The sequence below is a fragment of the Micromonospora sp. NPDC048909 genome (genome assembly GCF_040649635.1).
GTDB lineage: Bacteria > Actinomycetota > Actinomycetes > Mycobacteriales > Micromonosporaceae > Micromonospora.
This window is the reverse complement of the sequence record NZ_JBEZFU010000001.1, coordinates 1,186,395-1,205,401: the sequence shown is the minus strand read 5'-3', so window position 1 is coordinate 1,205,401 and position 19,007 is coordinate 1,186,395. Positions and strand designations below refer to the sequence as shown.

Below are 19,007 nucleotides of genomic sequence, written 5' to 3'. Positions count from 1 at the left end.
CGGGGCTCCGCTGCGCTGCACTCCTCGCGCTCACAGGACCTCCTCCGTGCCGGCTCGGCGCAGGTAGACGAAGACCACCGCGAGGATCGCCGCCATCAGCAGGAACGACAGCGCCGCGCCCTGCGGGTAGTCGAGCCGGACCAGGAAGGCCGAGTCGATGACGTTGCCGATCATGTATTCGTTCGGGGTACCGAGCAGCTCGGCGTTGATGTAGTCACCGCTGGCCGGGATGAAGAAGAGCAGCGTGCCGGCGACCAGGCCGGGCATGGAGAGCGGCAGGGTGACCTTGCGGAACGCCCGGACGGGGCTCGCGTACAGGTCGCTCGCCGCCTCGAGCAGCCGGTAGTCCAGCCGTTCCAGGCTGGCGTAGAGCGGCAGCACCAGGAACGGCAGGAAGTTGTACGTCAGGCCGAGCACCACCGCGAACGGCGTGGCCAGCAGTCGGCCGTCCGGCCCGAGCAGGTGGATGTCGCGCAGCAGCCCGACGAGCCAGCCGTTGTCCGACAGGATCGTCTTCCAGGCCAGCGTGCGGACCAGGAAGCTGGTGAACATCGGCGCGACCACGCAGACCAGCAGCAGGTTCTTCCACCGGCCGGCCTTCTGCGCGATCGCGTAGGCCAGCGGGTAGCCCATCAGCAGGGCGAGCACCAATGCCAGCCCGGCGTAGAGGAACGACCGGGCGAACTGCGGCCAGTACGCCGTCAGCGCGTCCGGGTAGTTGCCGAACGCCCAGGTGAGCGCGTACCCGGTGGAGAGCGAGCCGGTGGGGTCGTAGAGGCTGGCCGCGGCGAGCTGGAACAGCGGCACGGCGAAGAAGACGAAGAGCCAGGCCCCGCCGGGGAGCAGCAGCAGGTACGGCAGCAACCGGTGCCGCCCGCGCCGGGCGGCCGGCGGCGGTCCCGCCGCCGGCTGCCCGGTGGTCATGTGCGCGAGGCTCATGGCGTCACACCGACCGGCTCGTCCAGTACCGGCGTGGTCCGGTCGGTCTCGCCCGGCTCCCGCGGCAGCAGGAACGCGTGCCGCGGATCCCAGTGCGCCACCGCCTCCGCGCCGACGGCCAGCCGCGCCGTCGCGCCGCTGTTCGCGGCGAAGACCGACAGCTCACTGCCCCAGCCGGTGCGCAGCAGGTACTGGGTGCTGACCCCGACGTAGGAGGCGTCGGTGACCAACCCGGTGACGTGTTGGTGGCCGGCGGGGACCTGGTCGACGGAGTCGACCAGGTGCAGCTTCTCCGGGCGTACGCCCAGGTGGACCGGCCCGCGGTCGGCGCGGGCCCGGTCGGCGGGCACCGAGTAGCGGGTGCCGTGCGCGGTCACCGGCACCTCGCTGCCGGTGGTGCCGGCGGCCTCGCCGGCCAGCAGGTTGGACTGGCCGAGGAAGTTCGCCACGAACGCGGTGGCCGGGTACTCGTAGATGTCGGCCGGCGCGCCGAGCTGTTCGATCCGGCCGGCGTTCATCACCGCGACCGTGTCGGCCATCGTCATGGCCTCCTCCTGGTCGTGGGTGACGTGCACGAAGGTGATGCCGACCTCGGTCTGGATCCGCTTCAGCTCGATCTGCATCTGCCGGCGCAGCTTGAGGTCGAGCGCACCGAGGGGCTCGTCCAGCAGCAGCACCTGCGGTTGGTTGATCAGGGCGCGGGCCAACGCGACCCGCTGCTGCTGCCCGCCGGAGAGTTGGGCCGGCCGGCGGCTGCCGTAGTCGTCGAGCTGTACCAGCGACAGCATCCGCAGGACCTCGTCGTCGACCGAGCGGATGCCGCGCCGGCGCAGCCCGAAAGCCACGTTCTCGAAGATGTTCAGGTGCGGAAAGAGCGCGTAGCTCTGGAAGACCGTGTTCACCGGCCGCTTGTACGGACGCAGCCGGGCGATGTCCCGGTCGCCGAGCAGCACCTGCCCGCTGGTCGGCTCCTCCAGGCCGGCGATCATCCGCAGCGTGGTGGTCTTGCCGCACCCGGACGCCCCGAGCAGGGCGAAGAACGAGCCCTGCGGGATGGTGAGGCTCAGGTCGTCCACCGCGGTGAAGATGCCGAACCGTTTGGTGAGGTTGGCCAGTCGCAGGTCGCCGGCCGGGGTCTCGCGTGCCACTGTCATCCCGCCCATCCCGTCGTCAGGCCCCGATGACCTGCTGGAACTTGCCTTCGTACTCGCGCTCCTGCTTTTCGTCCAGTGCCATGAAGACCTTGGACTTCGACAGCATCGCCTCGTCCGGGAAGATCAACGGGTTGGCGGCCAGCTCCGGGTCGATCTTCTCCATCTCGGCCTGCGCGCCCTGCACGGGGCAGATGTAGTTCACGTACGCGGCGAGCTGGGCGGCGACCGCCGGCTCGTAGTAGTAGTTCATGAGCTGCTCGGCGTTGCCCTTGTGAGTGGCCTTGTTCGGCACCAGCATGTTGTCCGACCAGAGCATCACGCCGGACTCGGGCACCACGAACTTGACCTTCTCGTCCTCGAAGCCGAGCTGGATGACGTCGCCGGACCAGCCGACGCACGCGGCGATGTCGCCCTTGGCCAGGTCGGGCGCGTAGTCGTTGCCGGTGAACTTGCGGATCTGGCCGGAGTCGACCGCCTTCTTCAGCTTGTTGAGCGCGTCGTCGAACTGCGCCGCGGTGAAGTTCGACGGGTCGTGGCCGTTCGACTGGAGCAGCAGGCCCATCGTGTCGCGCATCTCCGACAGCGCGGTCACCTTGCCCTTGAGGTCGGGGCGGGTGAGCAGCTCGTCGACGGTCCGGATCTCCTTGGTGACCTTGCCGTTGTAGGCGAGGCCGGCCAGGCCGGACTGCCACGGGATGGCGAGCTGGTTGTCCTTGTCGAAGGAGCGGCCCTTCAGCGACGGCAGCAGGTTGGCCTCGACGTTGGGCATCTTGGACTTGTCGAGCTTCTGGATCCAGCCGAGCCGGATCATCCGGGCGGCCATCCAGTCGGTGAGGGTCATGATGTCGCGCTCGGTGGGCTGACAGCCGGCGAGCTGGTTCTGCACCTTGCCGAAGAACTCGTTGTTGTCGTTGACGTCCTCGGTGTACGTCACCTGGATGCCGCTCTTGGCGATGAACGCGTCGAGGGTGGGCCGCTTCGACTCGTCCTTCTCGTCCACGTCCATGTACTGCGGCCAGTTCGAGAAGGCGAGCTTCTTCTCGGTGCCGGAGAGATCCTCGCTGACGCAACCGGCTTCGGTCTGCTGGGCGCCCTTGGTGCCGCACCCGGTGAGGGCGCCGCCGACGGCGAGCATCGTGGCCGAGCCGAGGGCGCCGGTGAGCAGGCCGCGCCGGGAGAGTGGCCGGAGGGGACTACGCATGTGACGACTCCTTAAAGGGGGTCATCGTCGGCGGCGGGGACGGGGGTGACGGCGCCGGCGGGAGGGTCAGGTGCGATTGACGACTGATCCTGACATGGGGTGACCTTCCTTACAAGGGATTCCGTTGCGGGATTAGCTCTAGACGACGAAATACGCCAGACTGCGCGAGGCACTAGGCTAACCGCGCGGGAACGGACATGGGGAGCGGTCGATGACGAACCGGCAGCAGGAGAACGGCAACGGCGGGCGGCGGGTCACCGTCCGTGACGGTGCCAGCCACGCTCTGCTCGATGACGTTGCCAAGCAGATCATCGAGCAGCTCCAGGAGGACGGACGCCGGCCGTACGCCACCATCGGCAAGGCCGTCGGGCTCTCCGAGGCCGCCGTACGCCAGCGGGTCCAGCGGCTGCTCGACGCCGGGGTGATGCAGATCGTCGCGGTCACCGATCCGCTCCAGCTCGGCTTCCCCCGCCAGGCGATGATCGGCCTGCGCACCGACGGCGACCTGGAGGCGGTCGCCGACCGCCTGGCCGAACTGGTGGAGGTCGACTACGTGGTCATCACCGCCGGCTCGTTCGACCTGCTCACCGAGGTGGTCTGCCGCAACGACGACCACCTGCTGGAGATCCTGCAACGGCTGCGGGCCGTCGAGGGCGTGCTCTCCACCGAGGCGTTCGTCTACCTCAAGCTCCGCAAGCAGACCTACACCTGGGGTACGGCCTGACGCTCAGCCGCTTGATCCACTCGACGCCCGGGAAGTCGCGGTATCCGCGCCACCTCAACGCCCCGACTTCCATGAGCCCGAGTGAATCAGCCACGCCTTCGCACCGGCGGACCCGGGACACCCCCTGTCCGCCCTTTGCTCTGCTTCAGCGGGGGCAACACCCGGCGTCCGGATACCGGACGGCCGGCGTTTCCTGGGGTGAAGCAGAGCAAAGGGGCCGAACCAGGGTCGGTCGCCGCCGCGCCGAGCGTGGGCGACCCGGGCGTGAAAATAGCAATACGGATTCCGTTGCCATCAACGTGCCGGCTCGCTAAATCCGTTGTCGTACCGCCAGAACACCACCGATACCACTTGCCTTTCCGGGTCGGGCTGTGCGATAACCGTGGGCAGAGCGGCCGGCGTCACCCCTTGAACCGGCCCGACGACCGATGGGGCTGACATGGCCAACGCCACCGACCACCTCTGGATGCACTTCACCCGGATGGCGAGCTACTCCGCCGGCGAGGTACCGACCATCGTGCGCGGCGAGGGCGCGTACATCTGGGACTCCCAAGGGCGCCGCTACCTGGACGGCCTCGCCGGCCTCTTCGTCGTCAACGCCGGCCACGGCCGCACCGAGCTGGCCGAGGCGGCCGCCAAGCAGGCGGGCGAGCTGGCCTACTTCCCGCTCTGGTCCTACGCCCACCCCAAGGCGGTCGAGCTGGCCGAGAAGATCGCCACGCTGACCCCGGGCGACCTGAACCGGGTCTTCTTCACCACCGGCGGCTCAGAGGCGGTGGAGGCGGCGTGGAAGCTCGCCCGCGCCTACTTCAAGCGCACCGGCCAGCCCAACAAGCACAAGGTGGTCAGCCGCTACATCGCCTACCACGGCACCTCCATGGGCGCCCTGTCGATCACCGGCCTGCCGGGCATCAAGAGCGACTTCGAGCCGCTGGTCCCGGGCGGCATCAAGGTGCCGAACACCAACTTCTACCGCGCCCCGGAGCACGGTGACTCGCCTGAGGCGTTCGGCCGCTGGGCCGCCGACGAGATCGGCCGGGCGATCGAGCGGGAAGGCCCGGACACGGTGGCCGCGGTCTTCCTGGAGCCGGTGCAGAACTCCGGCGGCTGCTTCCCGCCGCCGCCCGGCTACTTCGAGCGGGTCCGCGAGATCTGCGACGCGTACGACGTGCTGCTCGTCTCCGACGAGGTGATCTGCTCGTGGGGCCGGCTCGGCGAGTACTTCGGCGCCCTCCGCTACGGCTACCAGCCGGACATCATCACCACCGCGAAGGGCATCACCTCCGGCTACGCGCCGCTCGGCGCGATGATCGCCAGCGACCGGCTGATGGAGCCGTTCCTCACCGAGACCGGCATGTTCGCCCACGGGGTGACCTTCGGCGGCCACCCGGTCTCCTGCGCGGTCGCGCTGGCCAACCTGGAGGTCTTCGCCCGCGAGGACCTGGTCGGGCACGTCCGGGCCAACGAGGGGGCGTTCCGCGCGACCCTGGAGAAGCTCAACGACCTGCCGATCGTCGGCGACGTGCGGGGCGACGGCTACTTCTACGGCATCGAGCTGGTCAAAGACAAGACCACCCGGGAGACCTTCGACGAGGCCGAGTCGGAGCGGTTGCTGCGCGGCTTCCTCTCCACCGCGCTCTTCCAGGCCGGCCTCTACTGCCGCGCCGACGACCGGGGCGACCCGGTGGTGCAGCTCGCCCCGCCGCTGATCGCCGAGCAGCAGCAGTTCGACGAGATCGAGCAGATCCTGCGTGCCGTACTCACCGAGGCATGGCAGCGCCTCTGACCGGCGCGTCGACGCCCTCGGCCGACGCACCGGAGTGCTGATGCGCTACCAGGACCTGTCGTACTGGCTCTCCACGCTGGACGATCCGCTGACGCCGCGGCCGTCGCTGCCCGCCGACGCCGACGCCGACGTGGTGATCGTCGGCGCCGGTTACACCGGGCTCTGGACGGCCTACTACCTGGCCCGCGCCGACCCGACGCTGCGGATCACCGTGTTGGAGCAGGAGATCGCCGGCTTCGGGGCGTCCGGGCGCAACGGCGGTTGGTGCTCGGCGCTCTTCCCCACCTCGCTCACCGGGCTGGCCCGCCGGCACGGCCCGGACGCGGCGATCGCGATGCAGCGGGCCATGCAGGAGACGGTGCGCGAGGTGGGGCGGGTGGTAACGGCCGAGGGCATCGACTGTGACTGGGCGGCCGGCGGGACGGTGGTGCTCGCCCGCAGCGACGCCCAGCTCGGCCGGGCCCGGGCCGCCGTCGACGAGGCGCGGACGTTCGGTTTCGGCCCGGCGGACCTGGCGCTGCTGGACGCCGGCGAGGCCGCCGCCCGCTGCGCCGCCGAGGGGGTACGCGGCGGGACGTACACGCCGCACTGCGCGGCGGTGCACCCGGCGAAGCTGGCCCGGGGCCTGGCCCGGGCGGTGGAGCGGCTCGGGGTGACCATCCACGAACGGACGCCGGTCCGCGAGCTGAGTCCGGGCCGGGTGGTCACCCCCACCGGGGTCGTCCGCGCGCCCGTGGTGGTCCGCGCCACCGAGGGGTACACGCCGGCGCTGCCCGGCCAGCGGCGCGCCGTGGTGCCGGTCTACTCGCTGATGGTCGCCACCGAGCCGCTGCCCGAGCCGACCTGGGCGCGGATCGGGCTGGCCGAGCGGGAGACGTTCTCCGACCACCGGCACGTGATCATCTACGGGCAGCGCACCGCGGACGGCCGGCTGGCCTTCGGCGGGCGCGGCGCCCCCTACCACTTCGGCTCCCGGGTCCGGCCCGGCTACGACCGCGAGCCGGCGGTCTTCGCGGCACTGCGGCGTACCCTCGGCGACCTCTTCCCGGTGCTCGGCCCGGACGTGCCGCTGACCCACCGCTGGGGTGGCCCGCTCGGCGTCGCCCGCGACTGGTCGGCGTCGGTCGGGCTGGACCGGGCGACCGGGCTCGCCTGGGCCGGCGGGTACGTCGGCGACGGGGTCTCGACGACCAACCTCGCCGGGCGCACCCTCGCCGACCTGATCCGGGGCGTGCCGAGTGAGCTGACCGCGCTGCCCTGGGTGGGCCACCGGTCACCGCGCTGGGAGCCGGAGCCGGTGCGCTGGCTCGCGGTCAACGCCGGACTGCGGGTGATGTTCTCGGCCGACGCGGCCGAGACCCGCACCGGCCGCCCGTCCCGACGCGCGGCGCTCTTCGGCCGCTTCCTCGGGCACTGACCCGGCCGCCGCGCCCGCCGCGGGTGTTCGGCGAACCGGCACCGGGCCGCCGTCCGGCTCCATAGCCTGACAGTCAGGAGCAGCTCAGGGAGCTTGACGGAGGTTGGCGTGAGCACTGAGGCGGTCATGGACGCGTTCGACGGTGAGCAGGAAATCGAGATCACCGTCACCGGGCGGAAGAGCGGACGGCAGATCAGCCACCCGGTGTGGTTCGTGCAGGAGGAGCAGAGCATGTTCCTGGTGCCGGTGACCGGCTCGGACAGCGACTGGTACAAGAACGTGAGCCGGACGCCGATGATCCGGGTGGCCGCGAACGGTACGGCCGTGAACGCGCCCGCCACCCCGATCACCGAACCGGACCAGGTCGACCACGTGGTGGCGATGTTCCGCGACAAGTACGGCGCCGACCGGGTGGAGAGCTACTACCCGAAGCACGACGTCGCGGTCCAGGTGCCGCTCGGCTGACCGCCCCGCTCAGAGGTTCGGCGGGATGACCCGGAGGTGGCCGCGCCGGCCGGTCGAGTGGGCCTGCTGGTCGCGGTCGTCCTCCGGCGGGCGGGGGGCCGGGCGGGCCGCCTCCCGGACCGCCTCGGCGAGGGCGACCAGGTCGTCGGTGGTGGGCGGCGGCGGCTCGAACTCGCCCTCGTGGCGTACCACGTCCCAGCCCCGGGGGGCGGTCAGGCTGCGCGCGTGCGGCTCACAGAGGTCGTACGTGTGCGGCTCGGCGAAGGCGGCCAGCGGGCCGACCACCGCGGTCGACTCGTTGTAGACATAGGTCAATGTGGCGACCGCTTGCCGGGGGCAGCCGTTACGGGAGCAGCGCCGTGGTGACCTCACGGCGGCAGGGTATCCCCATTACCGGGTCCGGCGCACCGCTTCGCGTTGCGACACGCCCGTCACGGTGATCACAATTCGCGGCGCCGGCCCGCCGCCCCGGACTCCGGCGCGCCAGCGCGCGGCGCTGCCGCAGGCCAGGCCCGCGTGGGGGCTACCCTTTGCCTCATGACGAGCCCGGAACACCGCCGCCCCGGTTCCGGCCGGCGCGCCCACCGCGACCGGCACGGGCGCGGCCTGCGCGGGCGGCTGGTGCCGGCCACCGTGCCGCTGGCGCGGACGAAGGCCGAGGTCTTCGACGACCTGGTCCTGGACACGGTGGAGACCCTGGAGCGCCGGTTCGCCAAGGAGCTGGCCGGGGTCGAGTTCGCGGTGGAGGACGTCCCGCCGGACCTGAACGTCTACGACTCCGACGTGCTGGAGGACGGCGAGGTGCCGCTGGCCCGCCTGCTGCCCGGCCGACCGGGCCGGCAGGAGGTGCCGCCACGGATCGTGCTCTACCGCCGTCCGCTGGAGTTCCGGGCGATGGACCGGGAAGATCTCGCCGACCTGGTGCACGACGTGATCATCGAGCAGGTGGCGAACCTGCTCGGGGTCGACCCGGACGAACTGGCCTAGCGGCTCGCCCCCCGACCGGGCCACCGTGCACCGCCGCACCTGGCACGCCGGACAGGGCCTGAACCGGGCGGCCCCCACCGCCCGGAACCGGCACCGGTCAGGCCGCCCGCCGCTTCAGCTTGCGCCGCTCCCGCTCGGAGAGCCCACCCCAGATCCCGAACCGCTCGTCGTGGCCGAGAGCGTATTCGAGGCACTCCGTCTTGACCTCACAACGCGAGCAGATCCGCTTCGCCTCACGGGTCGAGCCGCCCTTCTCGGGAAAGAACGCCTCCGGATCGGTCTGCGAGCAGAGCGCTCGCTCCTGCCACTCCGGCGCGTTTCCGAGCAGGTCGGCCACCTCAAGCTGGCCGTCCATCAAATGCCTCCTTGTCGCGCACCGGCGTCATCGCCGCTGCAACCCCCCACGCGAAAGGCGTGCTAGTCCGTACGGTCCGGTTTGTTGCGTTCCGTGCGAACAACCCCATTCAAATTACACGCGTGTAATGCGTGCGCCGTCAAGCCAAACTTGATAATGGAGTCGCCCTCCCGACAGACCCCCGGACGGCCATCCGGCCACCCGGCCCTCGCAACCTGCCCTATCGATTCAGACCCCGGCCGAGTAACGCCCTCACCGGCGAGTTGCCGGAGATTTCTCCCGTGGCGACCTCCTCAGCGGCCCGGTCGGGCGGACGTGGACACGCCGCCGGAAGGCCCCGACAGCAATGCTGATCTTGGTGGGGCACAGGTTAACCCGAGTAGCGCCGGACCGCCCGTCGAGCGGGACACGACAACCGCGCCCCGTCCACATGGTGGACGGGGCGCGGCGCACGGCGGCCGGCCCGACGTCAGTCGAAACCCGACGGAACGCTGCTCGGCCAGACGAACTCGGCGACCACCCCGCCGGTGACGCAGATCGCTCCGGCCGTCCTCCGCTCGTCCCACCAGACGGTATAGACCCCGGCGGGCAGGTACGGGTAGACGGCACTGTGGAAGACCCCGTCCTGGACCCGCCGCTCGCGGACCGCGGCGTGGGTACGCGGCCCGTCCGGCCGGTCGGCCGGGCTGATCTCGATTTCACGTCCGTGCAGTTCCCGTCCGGTGTAGATGATCAGTGCGCCGGTCGCACCGCCCACGTCGAGGACGACGCTGCCGGTCTCCGACGGCCCGTACGCGCTCGGTTCCATGCCCGCTCCCCCGTCACGCCGCCGCCGACGGGTTGCCGAACCCGTCGTACGGCGTGCCGAGGAACGGGAAGCCGGCCAGGAACGGCGCGGTCACGTCGGCGGCGCTCAACCCGGGGGTGACCGCGGCGGCCGCCGCGTCCGGCCGGAACGCCTTGTCCACCAGCGGCACGGTCAGCCCGGCGATCGCCCGCAGCGCGATGGTGACCACGTCGTCGCCGACCCGACGACCGTTGGGGAAGCCGGCGAGATCGCCGCCGAGCACCCCGAACCGGTCCGGACGGCGGCTCGGCGGGATCGCGGTGTTCAACCGCAGCATGTCGGCCTGGACGTCGCCGGTGGCGTTGGTGAAGCCGTCGATCAGCCCGGCCGGCACCCCGGTCAGCAGGAGCGCCACCAGGTCCGCTCGGGCCTTCTTGGACTTGTTGAGCCGCTCCAGGTTGGCGAAGACTCCCGGGTAGAGCGCCGGCAGCAGGGCGGCCAGCTCCGGCTGCTCGACGAACCGGGCGAACCGCTTGTCCTCCGACGGCGGCAGCGAGTTCCACAGGTCCTTCTTGGACATCGGCACGACGACCTCGTTGAACAACGGATTGCCCAGCCGGGAGACCTGCGTGAACGGGCCGGTGGAGACCTCCGCGCCCGGATCGCCGCCGAGCACCCGGACCTGCCGGCGGGACGCCGCCGTCCAGACGCCGATCACCGACGCCTGGTCGCCGACCGCGTACCGGTTGGCCCGGCGGCGCACCATGTCCAGCGGCACCTGGACGGCGATGCTGTGCACGTTCATCCGGTCCGTGGCGTTGACCGGCTCCCCCTCGGCCTTGAACAGCTTCTTCCCGGCCACGTGCAGCTGCTGGAACGGCCGCAGGGTGCCCAGGTCGAAGACCGCACCCAGGTCCACGAAGAAGCCGTCCGCCCGCTGCCCGGCGAAGACCCGCTCGCCGGTCGAGAGGGTGAACGTCGCCTGACGGACCAGCTCCGCGTAGTTCGGCGTGGAGAGCGGGCCGACGTTGCACGGTGGGCAGGGCAGCTTGTGCGCGAGGCGGTGCTCCCGACCGTCGGCCACCCGGGTCAGGCTGTAGAACTGCCGCCGGTTCCAGTTCCGGCTGTCCAGCGACTCGATCGGCCCGGTGTTGTAGAGAAAACTGTTCGGATTCGTGATCTCGGTGGTGAATTCGAACCGGTAGGTGACATCGGGACGCCCGTCACCGTCGTTGTCGATATGGATCTCGTAGCGCACGTCGTCGCCGAACTCGAAGAAGTTCGGGCCGCCGGAAGGAAGTTGCAGCGGCACATAATTGGCGATCAAGGTCACCGAGTCGGGGCGATCGGGGCTGACGAACGCGTACAGGTCAGCGGAATCGGCGACCGGATCCTTGGCGATTTCCGGAGCCTCGCGGTGCGAAGACATGGCGGACCAACCTCACTGGGCGGGGGACGGGTCGAGGACCGGCCGGGCGCCGGATGAGTCCGCGCCGTGGCCGGATGGAGTGCGGTGGGATCGGTCAGCGACGGGCGGCGCGCCGCAGTCGCTCCGCCAGGCCGCGGTCGCGTACCTCGATCCGGGAGGTGCCGACGAAGACGTCCATGGTGCCGGTGGCGGCGTCGCGCAGGTGCACCACGATCGGCTCGTCGGCCGCGGCTGCGCCGGGGGCGTTCTGGGCGGCCGACAGGCCGGGCACGGTGAGCGCGGCGGCACCGAGCGTCGCGCTCGCCGCCGCGGTCAACGTCTGCCGGCGGGTCAGTCGCGGCCAGGGCCGCTTCCGCACTTCACTGGTCATGGGCAACCTTTCCGGCGGCGCGGGCACGCCCGCGAGGTCGGACGGGAGCCGGCCGCGCGCCGCGTGACGGCCGCCGCCGGAGCCCGCCGGGGGGCGCCGACGGCGGTCCTCGCCGCTACCGCCGCCGGCGTCCGTTGGTACGGCCGGCGACGCGAAAAGGTTCGACCTCAGGGCAGCAGATGACCGTACGCGGTGCTGCGCTTACGCGCCGGACGCCCGGCGGCCGTCGCGATCGCCCGCAACTGCTCCTCGGTACGGGCCGAACCGTTGGCCGAGCCGGCCATCCGGGAGATGGTCTCCTCCATCAGCGTGCCGCCCAGGTCGTTGCAGCCGCCCTGGAGCATCGCCACCGTGCCCGCGTCGCCGAGCTTCACCCAGGAGCACTGGATGTTGTCGATCCGCCCGTGCAGCAGCAGCCGGGCCATCGCGTGCACCACCCGGTTCTCCCGCCAGGTCGGCCCGGGCCGGGCGATGCCGGCCAGGTAGATGGGCGCGTTGGTGTGCACGAACGGCAACGCCACGAACTCGGTGAAACCACCGGTGCGGTCCTGCACCCCGGCCAGCACCCGGAAGTGCGCCAGCCACTGCCCCGGGTGGTCGACGTGCCCGTACATCATCGTGGAGCTGGAGCGGATGCCCAGCTCGTGGGCGGTGCTGACCACGTCGACCCAGGCGGCGGCGGGCAGCTTGCCCTTGGTCAGCACCCAGCGGACCTCGTCGTCGAGGATCTCCGCGGCGGTGCCCGGGATGGTATCCAGCCCGGCTTCCCGCAGCAGGGTCAGCCACTCCCGCACCGGCACGCCCGCCTTCGCGGCGGCGGTGACGATCTCCATCGGTGAGAAGGCGTGCACGTGCATCTGCGGCACCCGCGCCTTGATCGCCCGCACGATGTCGGCGTACCCGGTCACCGGCATCTTCGGGTCGATGCCGCCCTGCAGGCACACCTCGGTCGCGCCGGCCGCCCACGCCTCCTCGGCCCGGTCGGCCACCTGGTCGACCGAGAGCCGGTACGCGTCCGCGTCCCGCTCCCGCTGGGCGAAGGCGCAGAACCGGCAGCCGACGTAGCAGACGTTGCTGAAGTTGATGTTCCGGTTGACCACGTACGTGACGTCGTCGCCGACGGTCGCGCGGCGGACGTCGTCGGCGAGCCGGCACAGCTCGTCCAGCGCCGGCCCGTCGGCGCCGAAGAGCGCCAGCGCGGCGTCGGAGTGCCGGGGCTCCAGCAGAGCCGCCGGGTCGTCGGCGGCGAGCCGCAGGCCGGCCCGAAGGTCGGCGTCGCCGGAGCCGGCGGCGGCCGGTGCCGCGGTCACCTTCGTGGCGACCTCGGCCCAGTCGCCGTAGACGCTGTCGAAGTCGCCCCGGCGGTCGTCGGTGCGGCCGGTGCTGTCGATGGTGATGTGCAGGTCGGTTCGCCCGCCGAACACCTCCTCCGGCTCCTGCCACGGGCGGCCGACCGGGCGCGCGTCCGCGACGGCCAGCCCGGTCTGCGGGTCGGCCAGCGCGGTGACGTGTGCGAGCAGCCGCGGGTCGAGCCACGGGTCACCGGCGCGGACGTACTCCGGGTAGATGGTGAGCCGCTCCCGCAGGGTGAACCCGGCCTCGGCGGTACGCCGGGCCAGGTCGTCCAGGTGCGGCCAGGGACGCTCCGGGTTCACGTGGTCCGGGGTCAGCGGCGACACCCCGCCCCAGTCGTCGATGCCGGCACGCAGCAGCAGGTCGAACTCGCCCGCGATGAGGTTCGGCGGCGCCTGGATGCGGGCTCGCGGCCCGAGCAGCACCCGGGCCACCGCCACCGTCGCGGCCAGATCGTGCAGCTCCGCGTCCGGCATGCCGCGCATCGCGGTGTCCGGCTTGGCGCGGAAGTTCTGCACGATCACCTCCTGGAGGTGGCCGTACTCCCGGTGCGCGCGACGGATCGCGAAGATCGCGTCGACCCGCTCGGCATGCGTCTCCCCGATGCCGATGAGGATGCCGGTGGTGAACGGCACCCCGACCCGGCCCGCGTCGTCGAGCACCCGCAGCCGCACCGCCGGCTCCTTGTCGGGCGAGCCGAAGTGCGGGCCACCCGGCTCCGACCAGAGCCGGGTCGCGGTGGTCTCCAGCATCATCCCCATGCTCGGCGCGACCGGCTTGAGCCGTTGCAGCTCCGACCAGGAGAGCACCCCGGGGTTCAGGTGCGGCAGCAGGCCGGTCTCCTCCAGCACCGCCACGGCGCAGGCCCGCACATAGTCCAACGTGGAGTCGTAGCCCCGCTCGTCCAGCCACTGGCGGGCCGCCGGCCAGCGCTCCTCCGGCCGGTCGCCGAGGGTGAACAGCGCCTCCTTGCAGCCCTGCTCGGCACCGGCCCGGGCGATCGCGAGCACCTCGTCCCGGTCGAGGAAGGGCGCCGGCAGCCGGTGCGGCACGGTGGCGAAGGTGCAGTAGTGGCAGCGGTCCCGGCAGAGCCGGGTCAGCGGAATGAAGACCTTCTTGGAGTACGTGACCACGCCGGGACGGCCGGCCTCACGCAACCCCGCGTCGCGGATCCCGGCGGCGACGCCGAGCAGTTCGTCGAGGGCCTCACCGCGAGCGCCGAGCAGCGCCGTCGCCTCGTCGACGTCCAGCGCCCGCCCGGTCGCGGCCCGGCGCAACGCCCGGCGCACGCTCGCCTCGGTCGGGCCGGACTCGGTGCGATCAACCATCCGCTCAGCCTAAGCCGTGATCGGGACCGCGCCGCCACCTCCGCCCGCACCGTGGGCAACCCCACCCCGCGCGGGATCAGGCGGCGACGACACGGAAGGAGTGGCCTCCCTGGCGCGGGAGGCCACTCCTTCACCGAAGGTGCGCGCGGCTCGACGGTGCGCGACGCGGCCGGGTCAGCGGGGGGCGTTCGGGTCGTCGCCCGGGTTGATCCGCTGAGTACGGTCGCTCTCGCCGTCGGTCGGGCGCGGAATCGCCTGGGTGGGCTCGGCGGGCTGGCGCGGGATCGCCTGGGTCGGGTCGGCCGACGGCGGCTGCCCGAACGGCGGCGCCGAGTACGGGGCCGGACTGGCCGGCGGGGCCGACTGCGGAACCGGGTTGGCCGGCGGCGCCGAGTGCGGCGCGGGGTTGAACGGCGGCGCCGACTGGGGCGCCGGGGCGAACGGCGGGGTCGGCTGGCCGTACTGGCCGGGCTGGCCGGCGTACGGGCCGGGGTAGCCGGGCTGACCCGGGGCCGGGTAACCGCCGGGCTGACCGGGAGCGGGGTAGCCACCGGGCTGACCGGGAGCCGGATAGCCGCCCCCCGGCTGGCCGGCGCCGGGCCAGCCACCGGGCTGCTGTGGCCAGCCGGCCTGCGGCGAGCCGTAGACGCCCGGCTGGGGCTTGGGCTTCGGCACGTAGTAGAGCGCCCGCCAGACGGTGAAGACGACGTACGCGGCGACCGCGAAGATCGCCAGCCAGGCGACCCGGGTGAGCAGGCCGAGCAGGGCGTCGAGCACCTCGCCCTCCGCCAGCCGGCCGACCAGCCACATCAGGAAGGTCAGCGCACCGAAGAGCGCGCTGGCGGCGTACTCGGCCAGCGCCACCTGGGTGATCAGTTTGGCCTTCGCCAGCACCGGCTGGACGTGGGTGGCGAGCAGCACGGCCAGCACCGGCAACACCACCGCCTCGACGCCGATGAACGCGAAGAAGGTGCCGCCCGCCCGGTCGGTGAAGGTCCCGAAATCGGCGGGCGTCAGCAGTCTGATCAGGCCGACGAAGAGCAGAACGGCATTCGCGCCGAGCAGCACGAGCGCCGCCAGTTCGCGTAGCGGCTTGGTCAGCTGGCGGGCCTGCGTCGCGTCGGCGGACGCGGGCTCGGCGGGGCTGGTCACGAGCTCCCCCTCGGGGCGAAAGCGGACAGTTGCCGACGTGAGCCTAGTCTCCCCGACCACCGGCGGACCGCAGGCGCCTCGTGCGCGAGGATGGACGACATGCGCATCGTGGTTCTCGCGGGCGGCATCGGTGGCGCCCGGTTCCTGGTCGGCGTGCGGGAGTACGCCCGCCAGGTGGGCGCCGAGGTGACCGCCGTGGTCAACGTCGGCGACGACCTGTGGCTGCACGGTCTGAAGATCTGCCCCGACCTGGACAGCGTGATGTACACCCTGGGCGGCGGCGCCGACCCGGAGCGGGGCTGGGGGCGGGTCGGCGAGAGCTGGACGGTCAAGGCCGAGCTGGCCGCCTACGGGGCGGAGCCGACCTGGTTCGGCCTGGGCGACAAGGACATCGCCACCCACCTGGTGCGCTCCACGATGCTCAACGCCGGCTATCCGCTCTCCGCGGTGACCGAGGCGCTGGCCACCCGCTGGCAACCCGGCGTACGGCTGCTGCCGGCGACCGACGACCGGCTGGAGACCCACGCGATCGTGAGCGGGACGAGCCCCGCGGCCGCGAGCGCCGCCGGCACGGACGACGTCGACGGCGGCCAGCGGGCGATCCACTTCCAGGAGTGGTGGGTGCGCTACCGGGCGGACATCCCGACCCACCGGTTCGTCTTCGTCGGGGCCGAGACCGCCAAGCCGGCGCCCGGGGTGCTCGACGCCATCGCCTCGGCCGACATCGTTCTGATCGCGCCCAGCAACCCGGTGGTGAGCATCGCCCCGGTGCTGGCCGTGCCCGGGCTGCGCGAGGCGATCATCGACGGCCCGGCCCCCGTGGTGGGCGTCTCGCCGATCATCGGCGGCGCGCCGGTACGCGGCATGGCCGACCGCTGCCTGGCGGTGCTCGGCGTCGAGTGCAGCGCGGCGGGCGTGGGCGGCCTCTACGGCGGCCGGTCGGCCGGCGGCCTGCTGAACGGCTGGCTGGTCGCCGAGGAGGATGCCGGCACGCTGGTGCCGGAGGTGACCGTCCGCGCGGTACCGCTGCGGATGACCGACGAGGCGGCGACGGCGGCGATGGTCCGCGCCGCGGTGGAGCTGCGGTGAAGCTGGAGATCCTGCCGGTGCTGGGCATCGGCGAAGTGTCCGAGGGCGACGACGTGGCGGCGCTGATCGCCGCCGCGGCGCCCTGGCTGCGCGACGGCGACGTGCTGGTGGTGACCAGCAAGATCGTCTCCAAGGCGGAGGGGCGGCTGGTGGACGTCCCGGCGGACGGGCCGGAGCGGGACACCGCCCGCGACGAGGTGCTGGCCGCCGAGACGGCCCGGGTGGTCGCCGCCCGGGGCGCGACCAGGATCGTGCAGACCCACCACGGCTTCGTGATGGCCTCGGCGGGGATCGACGCCTCGAACGTCGACAAGACCCGGCTGGTGCTGCTGCCGAAGGACCCGGACGCCTCGGCGCGAGCGCTACGCGCCACGCTGCGCGAGCGCTACGACCTGGACGTCGCCGTGATCATCAGCGACACCATGGGGCGGCCGTGGCGCAACGGGCTGACCGACGTGGCCCTCGGGGTGGCCGGGATGGACGCCATCCGGGACCACCGCGGCGAGGTCGACGCGTACGGCAACGAGCTCCAGCTGACCCAGATGGCGGTGGTGGACGAGCTGGCCGGCGCCGGTGAGCTGATCAAGGGCAAGATCGACCAGGTGCCCGTCGCGGTGGTCCGTGGCTACCTGGCCACCACCCGCTCCGACCCGGACGAGGTCGGCGCGACCGCGCTGGTCCGGGACGCCGCGCAGGATCTCTTCTCGCTCGGCACCGCCGAGGCGAGGACGGCCGGACTGGCCGCCGCCGTCACCCTGCCGGACGGTCCTGGCCCGAGCCCGGCCGACCCGGCCGCAGTCGGCCGCGCCCTCGCCGCGGTGACCGACGTGGTCGCGCCCGGCACGGTCTTCACCCTGGTCGCCGAGAACGACGAGCTGCGCGCCGGGCTGATCGACGCGGTGCCCGGCTGGCCGGAGCAGGCCACCACCCTGATCCTCGGCTCACCGCCGACCCCGGTGGACCCGACCGACCTGGTCCGGTTCGGCGCCGACCTGCACCGGCTGCGGATCGCCCTGGCCGCCGAGGGAGTCCCGTCCCTGCTGCTGCCACCGCCCGCGCACAGCACCGCCAGCGCCGCCCTGGCCCTCTGACCCCGGCCCGCTGACCCTGGCCCGCTGACCCTGGCCCGCTGACCCTGGCTCTCTGACCTCCGGGGTCAGCTCTCCAGGACGGCGCGGCCCAGCGGGGTCAGGGTGTGCAGCACGGTGTTGCGGTCCCGCTGGCTGACCAGCAGTCCGGCGTTGCGCAGCACGGTGGCGTGCTGGCTGGCCGCCGCCGCCGAGATGTTCAACCGTCGGGCCATCTCGCCCGTGGTGCAGCCGTCGTCGCTGACCTCCAGCACCGCCGCCCGGGTCCGACCGAGCAGCGCGGCCAGCGCCTCCCGGCCCGGGTTCGGCCCGGACACCCCGCCGCCCTCCCCCGACGCGGGGGCCAGCCCACCGAGGCGGTCCACCGGATAGACCAGCACCGGCGGAAGCGCCGGGTTGAGCAGCGCGACGGGGGTACGCGCGCAGAAGAACGACGGCACGAGCAGCAGCCCTCGCCCGTCCAGGTGCAGCTCGCGGCTGTCCGGGTAGTCGCGGACCTCCAGCACACCGGAGTCCCACCGCATCGCCGGCCGCAGGCTGGTCAGCAACCCCTCCACCCCGCCGTCGAGCAGGGCGCGGGCCCGGCGGCTGCGGTCCGCCTCCACGGCCGCCTGGATCCGTGCCCAGTACGGGCTGATCGCCAGCGACCGGTACTGCTCCATCGAGTCGGTCAGCTGCCGCAGCACCTCCGGCTCACCCCGGGCCAGCGCCGACGCCGACGAGGGCAGCAGGTTCTCGGCGGCCAGCACGGTCAGGTCGTGGTGCAGCAGCGGCACGGGCGTGCTGCGGACCGCGTCCAGACCCGACTCGAAGCCGCTGACGCTCGCGTACGGGGTGAGGAAGTCGGGGAAGTAGCCGCGCGGCGGGTTCAGCGCGAAGAGCAGCCGGAGCTGGTCGGAGGCGATGTCCTGGCGCAGGCCACGGGCCACCGCCCGGCGCCAGGTGGCCATCAGCGGATCCCGGCTCCGACCTTGCAGCAGGTGCAGGCTGAGCACCATCTCCCAGACCGGGTCGGCTCCGGGCGCGACCCGGGTCCGGAGGATGTCCTCACCGGAAAAGTAGATCTTCAGCATGACCCGCTCCCGTTCGCCCGGTGGGGGTTACCGGACGACCGTTTGCACTCTACCGGCCGGCACTTATCTCCATCTTTAAGCCACGGCTGAAAAACCTCGACGCCCTCGGGGCCGGTTGGGCATGCTTCCACTGCCCACCAGCGGTGTCGGCGCGTCAAACGCGCTCGGCATCCGGGCACCGGGACCGGGGAGGACCGGCGACCGGGCGGCACCACGAGGGTCTGCGGCCCTTGCACCGCAGGGGTGCCGCCCGGCTGTCCCGCCCGGCGCACGCGACGCGGCCCGACCGCCAGCCACCGCCGCACCGCCA

General features: G+C 72.3%; 18 protein-coding genes. 7 read left to right on the top strand and 11 right to left on the bottom strand.

Features of this window, described 5'->3' with window-relative positions:
- Window positions 1-30: 30 nt before the first annotated feature.
- Genes AB0C04_RS05790 through AB0C04_RS05780 form a run of 3 tightly spaced genes read right to left on the bottom strand, consistent with a single transcriptional unit; the run spans window position 31 to window position 3,294 of the window.
- Complete coding sequence (locus AB0C04_RS05790; RefSeq protein ID WP_357048791.1) at window positions 31-939, bottom strand: ABC transporter permease; 909 nt, start codon at window positions 937-939, stop codon at window positions 31-33.
- Window positions 936-2,093 carry an ABC transporter ATP-binding protein gene (locus tag AB0C04_RS05785; protein WP_357048788.1) on the bottom strand — a complete coding sequence of 386 codons (1,158 nt, stop codon included), beginning with the start codon at window positions 2,091-2,093 and terminating at the stop codon, window positions 936-938. Before AB0C04_RS05785 ends, AB0C04_RS05790 begins: the two co-directional genes overlap by 4 nt.
- 16 nt (window positions 2,094-2,109) lie before the next feature.
- Complete coding sequence (locus AB0C04_RS05780; RefSeq protein ID WP_357048785.1) at window positions 2,110-3,294, bottom strand: spermidine/putrescine ABC transporter substrate-binding protein; 1,185 nt, start codon at window positions 3,292-3,294, stop codon at window positions 2,110-2,112.
- Window positions 3,295-3,505: 211 nt separating this feature from the next.
- Here AB0C04_RS05780 and AB0C04_RS05775 point away from each other — a divergent pair, with 211 nt between their 5' ends.
- The 4 genes from AB0C04_RS05775 (at window position 3,506) to AB0C04_RS05760 (ending at window position 7,686) form a co-directional block, all read left to right on the top strand.
- The gene (locus AB0C04_RS05775; RefSeq protein WP_350868842.1) at window positions 3,506-4,018 is read left to right on the top strand and encodes an Lrp/AsnC family transcriptional regulator; all 513 of its coding nucleotides are present in this window, start codon (window positions 3,506-3,508) and stop codon (window positions 4,016-4,018) included.
- A gap of 439 nt (window positions 4,019-4,457) precedes the next feature.
- Window positions 4,458-5,804: an aspartate aminotransferase family protein gene (locus AB0C04_RS05770; protein ID WP_357048782.1), complete on the top strand. Its 1,347-nt coding sequence runs from the start codon at window positions 4,458-4,460 to the stop codon at window positions 5,802-5,804.
- 40 nt (window positions 5,805-5,844) lie between these two features.
- On the top strand, window positions 5,845-7,221 hold the full coding sequence (locus AB0C04_RS05765; protein WP_357048779.1) for an FAD-binding oxidoreductase: 1,377 nt from the start codon (window positions 5,845-5,847) through the stop codon (window positions 7,219-7,221).
- Between the two features lie 108 nt (window positions 7,222-7,329).
- Window positions 7,330-7,686, top strand: a complete 357-nt coding sequence (locus AB0C04_RS05760; protein WP_350867142.1) for a nitroreductase/quinone reductase family protein — start codon at window positions 7,330-7,332, stop codon at window positions 7,684-7,686.
- Between the two features lie 9 nt (window positions 7,687-7,695).
- Here AB0C04_RS05760 and AB0C04_RS05755 read toward each other — a convergent pair whose 3' ends face one another.
- Complete coding sequence (locus AB0C04_RS05755; RefSeq protein WP_350867145.1) at window positions 7,696-8,058, bottom strand: DUF3499 domain-containing protein; 363 nt, start codon at window positions 8,056-8,058, stop codon at window positions 7,696-7,698.
- A gap of 165 nt (window positions 8,059-8,223) precedes the next feature.
- On the opposite strand from AB0C04_RS05755, the gene AB0C04_RS05750 reads away from it, so the two are divergent.
- On the top strand, window positions 8,224-8,673 hold the full coding sequence (locus tag AB0C04_RS05750) for a metallopeptidase family protein (RefSeq protein ID WP_074316962.1): 450 nt from the start codon (window positions 8,224-8,226) through the stop codon (window positions 8,671-8,673).
- Between the two features lie 97 nt (window positions 8,674-8,770).
- Here AB0C04_RS05750 and AB0C04_RS05745 read toward each other — a convergent pair whose 3' ends face one another.
- The 6 genes from AB0C04_RS05745 to AB0C04_RS05720 all read right to left on the bottom strand — a co-directional run bounded on the left by AB0C04_RS05745 (window position 8,771) and on the right by AB0C04_RS05720 (window position 15,447).
- The gene (locus AB0C04_RS05745) at window positions 8,771-9,028 is read right to left on the bottom strand and encodes a WhiB family transcriptional regulator (RefSeq protein ID WP_007455784.1); all 258 of its coding nucleotides are present in this window, start codon (window positions 9,026-9,028) and stop codon (window positions 8,771-8,773) included.
- Between the two features lie 469 nt (window positions 9,029-9,497).
- Window positions 9,498-9,836, bottom strand: coding sequence for a phospholipase (locus AB0C04_RS05740; protein ID WP_357048774.1), 339 nt, complete (start codon window positions 9,834-9,836; stop codon window positions 9,498-9,500).
- 13 nt (window positions 9,837-9,849) lie between these two features.
- A complete protein-coding gene (locus AB0C04_RS05735; protein WP_357048771.1) occupies window positions 9,850-11,244 on the bottom strand; it encodes a DUF4331 domain-containing protein in 1,395 nt (464 codons plus the stop codon).
- A gap of 94 nt (window positions 11,245-11,338) precedes the next feature.
- A complete protein-coding gene (locus AB0C04_RS05730) occupies window positions 11,339-11,614 on the bottom strand; it encodes a hypothetical protein (protein WP_357048768.1) in 276 nt (91 codons plus the stop codon).
- A 167-nt stretch (window positions 11,615-11,781) separates the two neighbouring features.
- Window positions 11,782-14,295, bottom strand: coding sequence for a bifunctional FO biosynthesis protein CofGH (locus AB0C04_RS05725; protein WP_357048765.1), 2,514 nt, complete (start codon window positions 14,293-14,295; stop codon window positions 11,782-11,784).
- A gap of 174 nt (window positions 14,296-14,469) precedes the next feature.
- A complete protein-coding gene (locus AB0C04_RS05720) occupies window positions 14,470-15,447 on the bottom strand; it encodes a hypothetical protein (RefSeq protein WP_357048762.1) in 978 nt (325 codons plus the stop codon).
- A 99-nt stretch (window positions 15,448-15,546) separates the two neighbouring features.
- On the opposite strand from AB0C04_RS05720, the gene cofD reads away from it, so the two are divergent.
- Both cofD and AB0C04_RS05710 read left to right on the top strand, forming a co-directional pair.
- On the top strand, window positions 15,547-16,536 hold the full coding sequence (cofD, locus tag AB0C04_RS05715; RefSeq protein ID WP_357048759.1) for a 2-phospho-L-lactate transferase: 990 nt from the start codon (window positions 15,547-15,549) through the stop codon (window positions 16,534-16,536).
- Entirely contained in the window at window positions 16,533-17,627 is a 1,095-nt protein-coding gene (locus AB0C04_RS05710; protein ID WP_357048756.1) for a coenzyme F420-0:L-glutamate ligase, read from the top strand. Before cofD ends, AB0C04_RS05710 begins: the two co-directional genes overlap by 4 nt.
- Before the next feature lie 65 nt (window positions 17,628-17,692).
- Here the strand turns inward: AB0C04_RS05710 and AB0C04_RS05705 are convergent, their stop codons facing one another.
- Window positions 17,693-18,697, bottom strand: coding sequence for a winged helix-turn-helix domain-containing protein (locus AB0C04_RS05705; protein WP_357048753.1), 1,005 nt, complete (start codon window positions 18,695-18,697; stop codon window positions 17,693-17,695).
- Window positions 18,698-19,007: the final 310 nt, after the last annotated feature.

Excerpts from the sequence above, each read along its gene's own strand:
- AB0C04_RS05740 (WP_357048774.1), bottom strand. The coding sequence starts at position 9,836 with ATGGAACCGAGCGCGTACGGGCCGTCGGAGACCGGCAGCGTCGTCCTC.
- AB0C04_RS05765 (WP_357048779.1), top strand. The coding sequence starts at position 5,845 with ATGCGCTACCAGGACCTGTCGTACTGGCTCTCCACGCTGGACGATCCG.
- cofD (WP_357048759.1), top strand. The coding sequence starts at position 15,547 with ATGCGCATCGTGGTTCTCGCGGGCGGCATCGGTGGCGCCCGGTTCCTG.
- AB0C04_RS05770 (WP_357048782.1), top strand. The coding sequence starts at position 4,458 with ATGGCCAACGCCACCGACCACCTCTGGATGCACTTCACCCGGATGGCG.
- AB0C04_RS05730 (WP_357048768.1), bottom strand. The coding sequence starts at position 11,614 with ATGACCAGTGAAGTGCGGAAGCGGCCCTGGCCGCGACTGACCCGCCGG.
- AB0C04_RS05775 (WP_350868842.1), top strand. The coding sequence starts at position 3,506 with ATGACGAACCGGCAGCAGGAGAACGGCAACGGCGGGCGGCGGGTCACC.
- AB0C04_RS05780 (WP_357048785.1), bottom strand. The coding sequence starts at position 3,294 with ATGCGTAGTCCCCTCCGGCCACTCTCCCGGCGCGGCCTGCTCACCGGC.
- AB0C04_RS05705 (WP_357048753.1), bottom strand. The coding sequence starts at position 18,697 with ATGCTGAAGATCTACTTTTCCGGTGAGGACATCCTCCGGACCCGGGTC.
- AB0C04_RS05735 (WP_357048771.1), bottom strand. The coding sequence starts at position 11,244 with ATGTCTTCGCACCGCGAGGCTCCGGAAATCGCCAAGGATCCGGTCGCC.
- AB0C04_RS05725 (WP_357048765.1), bottom strand. The coding sequence starts at position 14,295 with ATGGTTGATCGCACCGAGTCCGGCCCGACCGAGGCGAGCGTGCGCCGG.
- AB0C04_RS05745 (WP_007455784.1), bottom strand. The coding sequence starts at position 9,028 with ATGGACGGCCAGCTTGAGGTGGCCGACCTGCTCGGAAACGCGCCGGAG.
- AB0C04_RS05750 (WP_074316962.1), top strand. The coding sequence starts at position 8,224 with ATGACGAGCCCGGAACACCGCCGCCCCGGTTCCGGCCGGCGCGCCCAC.
- AB0C04_RS05790 (WP_357048791.1), bottom strand. The coding sequence starts at position 939 with ATGAGCCTCGCGCACATGACCACCGGGCAGCCGGCGGCGGGACCGCCG.
- AB0C04_RS05785 (WP_357048788.1), bottom strand. The coding sequence starts at position 2,093 with ATGACAGTGGCACGCGAGACCCCGGCCGGCGACCTGCGACTGGCCAAC.